Origin of the sequence: Dechloromonas denitrificans, assembly GCF_020510665.1 — a bacterium.
Taxonomy (GTDB): Bacteria; Pseudomonadota; Gammaproteobacteria; order Burkholderiales; family Rhodocyclaceae; genus Azonexus; species Azonexus denitrificans_B.
Map to the genome: position 1 here is coordinate 1,808,390 of NZ_CP075187.1, position 11,477 is coordinate 1,819,866.

10 protein-coding genes are annotated in these 11,477 nt (G+C 55.9%); 6 read left to right on the forward strand and 4 right to left on the reverse strand.

Features of this window, described 5'->3' with window-relative positions; translation table 11 throughout:
• The first annotated feature begins 71 nt into the window (after positions 1–71).
• Positions 72–1,718, forward strand: a complete 1,647-nt coding sequence (locus KI614_RS08500) for an electron transfer flavoprotein-ubiquinone oxidoreductase (RefSeq protein WP_226404573.1) — start codon at positions 72–74, stop codon at positions 1,716–1,718.
• Between the two features lie 43 nt (positions 1,719–1,761).
• Positions 1,762–2,559 (forward strand): enoyl-ACP reductase FabI, encoded by a 798-nt coding sequence (gene fabI, locus KI614_RS08505; protein ID WP_226404575.1) that lies wholly within the window; start codon positions 1,762–1,764, stop codon positions 2,557–2,559.
• Positions 2,560–2,648: 89 nt separating this feature from the next.
• Here the strand turns inward: fabI and KI614_RS08510 are convergent, their stop codons facing one another.
• Positions 2,649–3,422 carry a sulfite exporter TauE/SafE family protein gene (locus KI614_RS08510; protein ID WP_226404577.1) on the reverse strand — a complete coding sequence of 258 codons (774 nt, stop codon included), beginning with the start codon at positions 3,420–3,422 and terminating at the stop codon, positions 2,649–2,651.
• A 92-nt stretch (positions 3,423–3,514) separates the two neighbouring features.
• On the opposite strand from KI614_RS08510, the gene KI614_RS08515 reads away from it, so the two are divergent.
• The gene (locus tag KI614_RS08515) at positions 3,515–4,414 is read left to right on the forward strand and encodes a LysR family transcriptional regulator (protein ID WP_226404591.1); all 900 of its coding nucleotides are present in this window, start codon (positions 3,515–3,517) and stop codon (positions 4,412–4,414) included.
• 43 nt (positions 4,415–4,457) lie between these two features.
• Here KI614_RS08515 and tpx read toward each other — a convergent pair whose 3' ends face one another.
• Positions 4,458–4,961, reverse strand: a complete 504-nt coding sequence (gene tpx / locus KI614_RS08520; protein WP_226404593.1) for a thiol peroxidase — start codon at positions 4,959–4,961, stop codon at positions 4,458–4,460.
• A 168-nt stretch (positions 4,962–5,129) separates the two neighbouring features.
• Here tpx and KI614_RS08525 point away from each other — a divergent pair, with 168 nt between their 5' ends.
• Positions 5,130–6,602, forward strand: a complete 1,473-nt coding sequence (locus tag KI614_RS08525; RefSeq protein WP_226404595.1) for an IS1182 family transposase — start codon at positions 5,130–5,132, stop codon at positions 6,600–6,602.
• A gap of 107 nt (positions 6,603–6,709) precedes the next feature.
• Here KI614_RS08525 and KI614_RS08530 read toward each other — a convergent pair whose 3' ends face one another.
• Positions 6,710–8,596 carry a SurA N-terminal domain-containing protein gene (locus tag KI614_RS08530; protein ID WP_226404598.1) on the reverse strand — a complete coding sequence of 629 codons (1,887 nt, stop codon included), beginning with the start codon at positions 8,594–8,596 and terminating at the stop codon, positions 6,710–6,712.
• A 125-nt stretch (positions 8,597–8,721) separates the two neighbouring features.
• Entirely contained in the window at positions 8,722–10,146 is a 1,425-nt protein-coding gene (locus KI614_RS08535) for a PLP-dependent aminotransferase family protein (RefSeq protein WP_226404600.1), read from the reverse strand.
• A 141-nt stretch (positions 10,147–10,287) separates the two neighbouring features.
• Between KI614_RS08535 and KI614_RS08540 the strand changes: the two genes are divergently transcribed.
• Both KI614_RS08540 and KI614_RS08545 read left to right on the forward strand, forming a co-directional pair.
• Positions 10,288–10,611: a DUF2917 domain-containing protein gene (locus KI614_RS08540; protein WP_226404603.1), complete on the forward strand. Its 324-nt coding sequence runs from the start codon at positions 10,288–10,290 to the stop codon at positions 10,609–10,611.
• Positions 10,612–10,627: 16 nt separating this feature from the next.
• Positions 10,628–11,413 (forward strand): PhzF family phenazine biosynthesis protein, encoded by a 786-nt coding sequence (locus KI614_RS08545; protein ID WP_226404605.1) that lies wholly within the window; start codon positions 10,628–10,630, stop codon positions 11,411–11,413.
• Positions 11,414–11,477 lie beyond the last annotated feature (64 nt).

Here is an 11,477-nt window from a genome sequence, read left to right on the forward strand (position 1 = left end):
GGGTTGATCTAAGTTATTCCATACTGTACCGTATTGTTTACAACGTCACAATATAAAACCAAGGAGACATCATGGAACGCGAAGCCATGGAATTTGACGCCGTCGTCGTTGGCGGCGGCCCGGCCGGGCTGGCCTCGGCCATTCGACTCAAACAGCTTGCCGCCGAAAAAGGACAGGAAATTTCGGTCTGCCTGATCGAGAAAGGCGCAGAAATTGGCGCCCACATTCTCTCCGGCGCTGTCATGGATCCCCGGGCACTGACCGAACTATTTCCCAACTGGAAAGAAGATGGTGCGCCCCTCAATGCCCCCGTCAGCGAAGACCGTTTCTTCATTCTTTCAGAAACAGGCTCAACCAAGGTTCCGAACAGTCTATTGCCCAAATGTTTCCACAACGAAGGCAATTACGTCATTTCACTGGGCAACGTCTGTCGGTGGCTAGGCGAGCAGGCAGAAGCACTGGGTGTCGAAATCTATCCGGGGTTTGCCGGTTCGGAAGTCCTGTTCAACGATGATGGCTCGGTCAAGGGCGTGGCGACAGGCGACATGGGCCGTTTGCACGATGGCTCCGAAGGCCCCAATTTTCAGATGGGTATGGAGCTCCACGGCAAATACACTTTTTTTGCCGAAGGCTGCCGTGGCCACCTGGGTAAACAACTCGAAGAAAAATTCAATCTGCGCGATGGTGTAGATCCACAAACCTACGGTATCGGTCTCAAGGAACTCTGGGAAATCAAGCCCGAGCAACACCAGCTCGGCCTGGTCGTCCATAGCGGAGGCTGGCCGATGCAGCCAGACACCTACGGCGGCGGCTTTCTTTATCACCTTGAAGGCAACCAGGTTGCCGTGGGCTTTGTCGTCGGGCTGGGCTACAGCAATCCGCATCTTTCACCCTACGAAGAATTCCAGCGCTTCAAGACACACCCGGAGATTCGCAAGTTTCTTGAGGGAGGCAAACGCGTCGCCTATGGCGCACGGGCGCTCACCGCCGGTGGCATCCAGTCTCTGCCCAAACTGGCCTTCCCGGGCGGCGTCCTGGTCGGCGATGACGCAGGCTTCCTCAATGCAGCGCGCATCAAGGGCTCACACTGTGCCATCAAGTCCGGCATGCTCGCAGCCGAAGCCTGCTTCGAAGCGCTGAGCACCGAGCGGCAACATGATGAACTGGCTACCTATCCAAACGCATTCAAAAACAGCTGGCTGCACGAAGAATTGCATCAAGCCCGCAACTTCAAGCCATGGATGAGCAAGGGCCTGAAATTGGGTTCAATCATGTTCGGCATCGACCAGTTGATTTTCGGCGGCAAGGCACCATGGACGCTGCGCAACGCGACACCTGATCACGCCAAGCTCAAGCCAGCTTCTGAATGCGAGCCGATCAGCTATCCGAAGCCGGATGGCGTATTGACCTTCGACCGTCTGTCCTCGGTTTTCCTGTCGAGCACGAATCACGAGGAAGACCAGCCCTGCCACTTGCAGCTCAAGGATGCCAGTGTGCCGATCAGCGTCAACCTGGCGCGCTATGACGCCCCGGAACAGCGTTTCTGCCCGGCGGGCGTTTATGAAATCCTGCGTGACGAGTCGGGTAACAATGCACGATTGCAGATCAATGCCCAAAACTGCGTGCATTGCAAAACCTGCGACATCAAGGATCCGACACAAAATATTAACTGGGTGGTGCCACAAGGTGGCGAAGGACCAACCTATCCGAACATGTGATGCTTTATAATCCTGAGGCTAAACCCCTTAGGGAGAACAATATATGGGCTTTCTCGCCGACAAGAAAATTCTGATCACCGGTCTGCTTTCCAAGCACTCCATTGCCTACGGCATTGCCAAGGCCTGCCATCGTGAAGGCGCTCAACTTGCCTTCACGTACCAGAACGAGCGTTTTGAAGACCGCATCAAAAAATTTGCTGCCGAATTCGGTAGTGACATCACCATTCCGGTCGACGTCAGCAGCGACGAGCAGATCAACAATCTGTTCGCTGAACTGGCAAAACGCTGGGATGGTCTGGATGGCCTGGTTCACTCCATTGCCTACGCACCGACCGAAGCCATTGAAGGTGATTTTCTTGAGGGCATCACACGTGACGCCTTCCGTATCGCCCACGAAATTTCTTCGTACAGCTATCCCGCCTTGGTCAAGGCTGCACGTCCGATGATGCAAGGTCGCAAGAGCGCCGCACTGGCCCTCTCCTACCTTGGCGCCGAACGCACCATGCCGAACTACAACACCATGGGTCTGGCCAAGGCCAGCCTGGAAGCAGCAACACGCTACCTGGCTTTCTGCCTCGGCCCTGAAGGCATTCGTGCCAACGCCATTTCGGCCGGCCCGATCAAGACCCTGGCGGCCTCTGGTATTGGTAACTTTGGCAAGCTGCTGGCTTACAACTCCCACAATGCCCCGTTGCGCCGCAACGTGACCATCGAGGAAGTTGGCAATGCCGCCGCCTTCATGCTGTCCGATCTGGCCAGCGGTGTTACCGGTGAAATCATGTACGTCGATGGCGGCATGAACACGGTTGCTCTCGGCAACGCCGATCCCTTGCCCGCCTAAGCTTTCGATACCGAAAGATTTCGCGGTCTACGCGAAAAAGCCGACCAAAAACAACGGGTCGGCTTTTTTTCATCCTGCTTTTCTGTCACTCAGAACTGGGGAATATGGCGCACAACCAAAAGTAGCCCGCCCAGCAAGAGCAAAAAATTCAACACCCGCCCGAGCCCCTCGCGCGACAGCCGAAGGTCGATGTGTCGTCCGATAACACCGCCAAGCAATGCAGCTGGAAGCATCAGTAGCGCCATCAGGAAGAGCTTGCCATTCAGCAATCCGCCCACAGCGCAAAGCACCAGACGCCAGGCGGTTGATAACCCGATCATCACCGCCTGAGTCGCACGAAATGCCGAACGACTTTCCAGCTTGGTTTGCAGATAACTGGCATAGATAAAACCGCCACTACCAAAAGCCCCGCCAAGGAGTCCGCCAAAAATACCATGCGGGATGGCATGCATCGATCTACCAGAACGCTGGCCAGGTCTCCAGCTCAACAGAAGATTGCGTGCACCGTAGCCGATCACAAAACAGCCTAGCAACACGCCCATGATCGCCGCAGGAAGCATGGCCAGGATACTCACACCCAACACCTGCCCGATCAGCATTCCTGGCACCAGAAGATAGAGTTCGGAGATTGCAACCTCGCGCCGCGAATTCCACGCACGAACAATTGAACCTCCGCAATCAAGCAATGCGAGCAAGGGAATCACGCTGGCCACCGGCATGATTTGCGCCAATGGCGGACTGGCCAGCAATGCCGAGCCAAAGCCGACCAGCGTAAATAACGTATAGGCGATGATGACTGCAAGCCCGGCCAGTCCAATGGCAAGCAGCGGGTCAACATCAGGATTGATGGGTAAAAATGGCATGTCACGATCTCATCGAAGTAAGGCGATGATTGTGATTTGGCGTAAGCTATACAACAAATATCAAATTAATTAACTTGCCATACATAAAAAGCATGCCAAGCCAACGCCAGATTCGCTACTTCCTGACTGTCGCCGAACTCGGCAGTTTTACGTCAGCTGCAAACACACTATTTGTTGCCCAGCCGGCACTCAGCCGCCAAATTGCCCTGCTTGAAGAAACTGTCGGCTTTCTGCTCTTCAAGCGAGAACCGCGTGGTGTCAGCCTGACACCCTCCGGTGCCCTGCTCTACGAACGCTTTTCCAGCCTCGAAAAAACCATCGCCTCCGCCATCGAAGAAGGCCAGCAACTCGACCAGGGGCAATCCGGTGCTCTACGTCTCCTTCACTCAAGCTCAATCCCGATGGATTCATTACTCCCGGTAATTCACCAATTTACCGGAGAGGCAGCACGAGCACGAATTGATCTGGATCGAATTTCATCCGAGTTGCAAATCAGTGAAATAGCTCAGGGCAAGGCTGATGCCGGCGTGATTCGCTTACCGGTGCTACGGCGTGACCCCGATGTCCGAATCATTCCACTGCCAACTGAACGCCTCTGGGTTGCGGTGCCTGAAAACCATCAACTGGCCGGAAGTAAAACCACGACCTTGCAGCAGCTCGCCGATTTTCGCTTTGTATCAGCCGTCCACCGCGAGCGTGGTGGCTTGGCGCGACGAGTCACCGATCTCTGCCTGGCCCGCGGATTTGTTCCGCAGCTAGCCGCCGTTATTTCAAGAAAAACCTCGATGCTTGCTCTGGTTGCAGCAGGTTTTGGGATTGCGGTCATCCCCGAAGGAATGACACGCCAAAAAATCCCTGGCCTGACCTGTATTCAACTCACCGACGAAGATGCAGATGCAGCCAGCGCACTGGTCACCGCACGCACGCCAACCCCTCTGGCACAACGCTTCATCGATCTCGCCCTAAATTACTGGAAGCCGGAAACAAAATAAAAACGGGCCACTCGGGCCCGTTTATCCAAAGCATAGCCCTCAATCAGGCAAGCGCATTCAATGCAGCGTCGTAATCCGGCTCGCTCTTTATTTCGCTGACCAGCTCGCTGTGCAAGACACGATTGTTTTCATCGAGAACAACGACGGCGCGCGCAGCCAGGCCTGCCAACGGCCCGGTTGTAATTGCTACACCGTAGGCCGCAAGAAAATCGGCACCGCGCATGGTTGACAGCGTCTGGACATTAGCCAGGCCCTCGGTACCGCAAAAACGGCTCTGGGCAAATGGCAGATCGGCAGAAATGCAAAGGACGACAGTATTCGCCAGATTGCTGGCCGACTGGTTGAATTTTCGTACCGACGTTGCACAGGTCGGCGTATCAACACTCGGAAAGATATTCAGTATTTTGCGCTTGCCGGCCAAGGCAGCCAGGCTCAGATCCGACAAATCCTTGGCAACAAGAGAGAAAACCGGAGCCTGCTCACCCTTTGCAGGAAAAGAGCCAGTCACTTCAATCGGATTGCCGCCAAGCGTTACGGTATTAGACATCAGGATTCCTTTATCTCGGTTGAAAAACATGATCGCCCGTTTCAGACCGGGGGGCACACAATAAATTCCAGCGATTAGCATTCAGAACAAAAAAAACGGGCCAAAGGCCCGTCAGACTGCTGACAAAGCCTCCAAGCGATTGGGGGCTTTATTTTTTATAATGCAGGCATGCTCAAGCCTGCCTACCCTGCCCAGATGGAACTGGAGATGGTGACGTTGGAGCAATTGGTCCCGAAAGACCACTTGCTCCGGCTGCTCGACCAGCACATCCGGTTTGATTTCATTCGTGAAGCGACCCAGCACCTGTATTGCGAGAACAATGGCCGACCCGCGATTGATCCGGTGGTGTTGTTCAAGATGTTGTTCATTGGCTACTTGTTTGGGATTCGCTCCGAGCGACGGCTGGTGAAGGAAATAGAGGTCAATGTGGCTTACCGCTGGTTTCTCGGCTTTCGACTGACGGACAAAGTGCCGGATGCCTCGACGCTGTCGCAGAATCGCCGTCGCCGCTTTGTCGGGACGGACATTGAGCAACGCATCTTCGACGGGATTGTCGAGCAAGCCATTGAGCATAAGCTGATTGGCGGGCGGGTGCTTTACACGGACAGCACGCATCTGAAGGCGAATGCCAACAAACGGCATTTTGAGGTGCATCAGGTCGAGCAAACCCCTGCGGCCTACCTGGCCGAACTGGATGCAGCCATCGAAACGGACCGAGCCGCCGCGGGCAAGAAGCCGCTCAAGCGTGATGACGATGATTCGACACCGCCGATGAAGGAGGTCAAGGTCAGCACGGTCGATCCCGACGCAGGTTTCATGGCCCGCGACAACAAGCCGACCGGCTTCTTCTATCTGGATCACCGGACTGTCGATGGCGTGCATGCTTTGATCGTCGATACCCATGTCACGCCGGGCAATGTCCATGACAGCCAGCCCTACCTTGCCCGCCTGGATCGGGTCATGGAGCGCTTTGATCTGGCCGTGGGCGCCGTCGGGCTGGATGCCGGGTATTTCACCCCGCAAGTCTGCAAGGGCATTCTCGAGCGGGCACTGTTCGGGGTGATGGGCTACAAGCGACCCACACACCGCGATGGCTATTTCTACAAACGGGACTATCTCTACGATGCGGTCCAGGACTGCTACCGCTGCCCGGCCGGGGAGGTTCTACCGTACCGGACGACCAACCGGCTGGGTTATCGCGAATACGCCTCGAACCCGGCGCGGTGTGCCGATTGCGGCGTGCGCGGGCAATGCACGCAGAGCCGGAACCATCAGAAGCTCGTGACCCGGCATCTCTGGGAAGGTTTCAAGGAAGCGATCAACGCCAATCGCCTGAGCGACCTGGGCAAACGGCTGTACGCCCGGCGCAAGGAAACAGTGGAGCGCAGCTTTGCCGATGCCAAGGAGTTGCATGGCCACCGTTACGCTCGCTTCCGTGGCTTGGCCAAGGTGCAGGCGCAGTGCCTGCTCTCGGCGGCCTGTCAGAACATGAAGAAGATGGCCCTGCTGCTGGCCCGCAAGGCGGCAGCCTTATTGGCCAAAATCCTCGCACGAACCCGTTTTGCCGCCCCATTCGCCCGCCATCTTTGGCAGATCGGGGTTCCTAACCTGAATTTCAGAATCCGCCTCGCTTCGGCTTGAAGCCAGGAGTCTCCCTGATTTCCAACCAGAAAAACAAAACCCCCGAAAAATCGGGGGTTCGTCAGCAGTCTGACGGGCCAAAGGCCCGTTTTGTAGAGTGTTTGCTCTTATTTCTCTTTTGCTTCCAGTACGGACTGGTTGATTTCAACCTTGTAGCGAGTCCGCAATGCAGCAAGAAACACCTGAACATCTTCCTGCGAATGGAGATTGTCGAGTTGACGTACCAGCGCCTGCTTGCGTGCCTCATCAAGCTTGTCGCCGGCATCCAGCTTGGTCAGCTTGTACAGGGCATAACCCACACCCGGCAAATCAACGCCGGTATAGGCCGGCAGCTTGCTGGTATCAATCTTAAAAATAGCGGGTGCAGCAACCGGCGGAACAAGTCGTGCATCCATACGCGAAACCGATTTCGCAGCCCCCCAGCTCAGCTTGTCCTCGCCCTTCTTCAGGGCCTCAAGACGCTCCTCGCCATCCTTGCGTGCCAGAGTCTGTGCCTCCTGACGCTTGAGCAAACTTTCGATATTGCCCTTGACGCTATCAAAAGGCTGCAGGGCAGACGGTTTGTAATCGACGATACGTGCAGCAACCAGGGTGTTGGCTGCCGTCTCGACCGTTTCCGTATTGCGCTTGTTTTTGACTGAATCGTCGGAGAACAAGGCAGCCAGCAATTTTTCATTACCGAGCGGGCCATTGGCAGGGTTAGCCTGGCGACCAATCCAGTCGGACTGCTTGATGCTCAGTTTGAATTTCTCGGCCACCGGCTTCAGGCTGTCCGACTGCTCATAAACCATATTGCTGAACGCTTCGGCCGCTTCGGCAAATTTACGCGAGGCTGCCGTTTTCTTCAGCTCGCCTTCGATCTCGGCCCTAACCTCGGCCAGCGGCTTTTCCTTGGCGGCGTGAATACCGGTCACCTTGATGATGTGGAAGCCAAAATCGGACTCAACCACACCGGAAATATCGCCTTCTTTCTGGCTGAAAGCGGCATCCTCAAAAGGCTTGACCATCATGCCGCGCCCGAAAAATCCGAGATCGCCGCCCTTGCTGGCAGAACCCGGATCATCCGAATTCTTTTTGGCCAGATCAGCGAAAGCGGCAGGAGTTTTCTGGATTTCCTTGAGCAACTCTTCTGCCTTGGTCTTGGCCTTGTCTTTGCCGTGCTTGTCGCTTGCCAGCAGAATGTGGCTGGCACGACGCTCTTCGGCCTGCAGGAAACGATCCTTGTGGCCATCGTACCAAGCCTTGATTTCGGCATCCGTCACAGCGAGCTGGCTGCCAATCGTATCCATCGACAGGACGACGAATTCGGCCTTGGCTTGTTCCGGCATCTGGAACTGACGGGCATTCTCGTCATAGAATTTCTTGACGGCATCGTCGCTCAGCTTGACCTTGGACAGATAGGCATCCAGGGCAAAACGATATTCCATGACTTCACGCTTTTCCGTCTGCAAAGCCAGAATGCGATCCGTAAGGCTGTGCGGCCTCACACCGGACTGGGCAACAGCCCCTGCCAGTTGTTGCAGCGTCAGGTCCTGGCGCAACTGGGCCTCGAAACTGGCCGGCGTCATCCCCTGTCCGCGCAAGACGGCTTCATAGCGTTCGCTCGAAAACTTGCCATCGACCTTGAAGGCATCGATTCCGCCGACCGTACGGCGAATGGCCTCGTCGCTGACGAACATGCGCTTCTTATTGGCTTCCAGCATCAGCAGGCGCTGATCCACCAGATCATCGATAATGGCTTTGCGAGCCTGCGGGTTGTCGAGCATCTTGGGATCGACCTGCCCGCCCATTTGGGCACGCAGACGCTCTTGCTGATCGCGCAGGGCTTGCTGGAAATGCTGCTGGGTAATCGCGCTATCGCCAACCTTGGCAACATCGTCCCCTGCGCCAACACTGCGCACATAGGATTCGACGCCAAAAAAGGCAAATGGCAGCGTAATCAGAGCCAGAAATATCTGGACGATCTTCTTGTTATTCCGGACTGCGTCAAACATGAGAGGAAAAACCCTTCGGATACGATTTAGGAAGCGAACACCTGTCGGCCTGCAACTGACAATGCCGGCCAGTCTTAGCCAAACGCCAATGATACCGTAGTTTCCACCGGCTCAATTTGATGTAATCAAGGCTTTGTCATCAAGGCACCCAGACGACGAACCGCATCGTCGATTTCAGGGGTATGCGGGTTGCCGCAATTGAGCCGCAAACAGTTGCGATACATGCCGCTGGCCGAGAACAACTCCCCCGGCACGTAGACCAGATTGTCCCGGATCGCCCGTTCGTACACTTCGCTGGTGTCGATTTCCTCAGGCAATTCGACCCACAGCACAAAAGCCCCCTGCGGCTGTGAAATCCGCGTTTCTGCCGGAAAATAGCGACTGACTGCCGCGCGCATGCTCTCCACCTGCCGCTCATAAATACGCCGCAAATTACGCAAATGACGTTCGTAAGAACCTGATTCAAGATACTCGGCCAGCACGTTCTGGGTAATCGGGTTGGTTCCGCCGCTGGTAATTGCCTTTTGCAGGGCAATCGCCGCTCGATAACGTCCGGCGGCAACGAAACCGATACGCAAGGCAGGTGAAAGACATTTGGAGAATGACGAGCAAAGCATCACGTTGCCGGTCTTGTCGAATGCCTTGATCGGCCAGGGACGCTGCTTGCCAAAATACAGGTCACCATAAATATCGTCCTCGATCACCGCAATGCCGCGTGCCGCGGTCAACGTTGCCAATTGACGCTTTTTCTCGTCGGGCATCATGCTGCCCAGCGGATTGCTGGCATTCGGCACCAGCAGGCAAGCTGCAATCTGCCCATTACGTGAGGCCATGTCGAGCGCTTCAACCGACATGCCATCGCGCGGATCGGTCGGAATTTCCAATGCCTTCAAGCCCAAGGTTTCGATCAGTTGCAGCATCAGGTAATAAGCCGGTGATTCGACGGCGACCGTATCGCCCGGCTTGGTAACTGCGCGCAAGCACAACCCAAGCGCCTCGGTACACGAATTGGTAATGACGATTTCCTCGGCCGCCAGCGGCCCGCCCCAGGCCAGCGAGCGGCGAACCAGCTGGCGGACCAGCGCCGGCTCGTTCATGTTGAAATGGCTTCCGCCTTCAAGCAACTTGGGGTGGCGCCGCGCCACACCGGCATAAAGTCGCTGCAATGCGGCCACCGGCAATAGCTCGGCAGCCGGCAAAGCGGCTGAAAATGGCGTCATGCCCGGCTTCATCGCGTCGTTCAAGACGCTGACCAGACGTTGCGAGACATCGACCGGCACCGGCTCGTCCGGCGTGGCGCGGGGCAATGGCTCGGAACGAAGCACCATCGATCGACGCACGAAATACCCCGACTGCGGCCGTGCCTCGACCAATCCACGATCTTCAAGCTGCCGGAATGCCTGTACCACGGTCGACACCGAAAGACGGCGCTCTTTGGCAAGACAGCGCACCGAAGGCAAGCGCTCCCCTTGGCGCAACACACCGCCAGCGATCATGCCACCCAGTTCGGCAGCGAGTTTTTCGTAAAGCAAAGGTTCGGTATTCAGCATGAGCAATACAGTTGTCGTGATCAAAGGCCAGCACAGTTATAAAAATCAGACACTGTATTGGTCACAATTTCAGTTTATTGGAACTGTATCACTCAACGGCAGGGAACTACACTTTCCGTCACGGTCAACACGGAGAAAATCATGAAAATCAATTTCTGCTCAGGCGAACTTTATCTCGCCGACAACAAGCCGATACGCATCGAAGAGGCCCGTGGCCTGACCATCATGTGCACTGCCGGCACTATCTGGATAACCGTCGATGGTGAAGCCGGAGACACTTTCCTTCGCCCCGGTCAAAAGCACACCATCGTAGCGAACGGGCTGGCACTGATTGAAAGCATCGGCGACGGAAGAATAATGATCGCGCCTCCCCGTCGCTTTACTTGGCCCAGGTGGATTGCGGCCAGTTTTGACCGTCGTGATCAAACGGCCCGACCGGTCAGCCTCCAACTATCCCAAAGCTGAAAGACAGGACTGATCGATGAAAATCCGCCAATTTCAGGTAGACGCCTTCGCCTGCCGTCGTTTTGAAGGCAACCCGGCTGCGGTCTGCCCACTCGACAGCTGGCTCGACGATGGCTTGATGCAGGCCATCGCCGCAGAAAACAACCTTTCGGAAACGGCTTTCTTTGTGTCGACCGGCGATCATTTTTCCTTGCGCTGGTTCACCCCACTTGCCGAGGTCGATCTTTGCGGCCACGCAACGCTGGCTTCAGCCCATGTGCTGTTCGAACACCTCGGCTACGACAAACCGGTCATCACTTTTGAAACACGTAGCGGGCAACTCGGTATCGAACGGAAAAATGACCAGCTACAGATGAATTTTCCGGCGATCAAAGCCCTTCCCTGCGCCGTTCCGGCCTTGCTGCAAAAGGCAATAGGCTTGCCGATAGAGGCGCTGCTGGTTGCTGACGACTACCTGGTCGTACTCGACAGCGAAGCCGATCTCCGCCGCCTGCAGCCCAATCAGAACCTGCTCGGCCAACTCGACAAGCGCGGCATCATTGTGACCGCCCGCGGTGAAGAACATGATTTTGTCAGCCGTTTTTTTGCGCCGAAACTGGGCATTCCGGAAGACCCGGTCACCGGCTCGGCCCACTGCACCCTGGCCCCCTACTGGGCGGAAAAGCTCAATAAAACCAGGCTGCGCGCCCGACAACTGTCGCAGCGAGGGGGTGATATCGACTGCGAAATCGTTGTAGACCGCGTCATCCTGGCCGGATCGGCCGTAACTTTCATGATCGGTGAAATTTCACTGGACACTTGAGCCAACCAATCTCCAGGCAATAAAAAAGGAACGCCGCGGCGTTCCTTTTTCGTTTCAGGTCCGA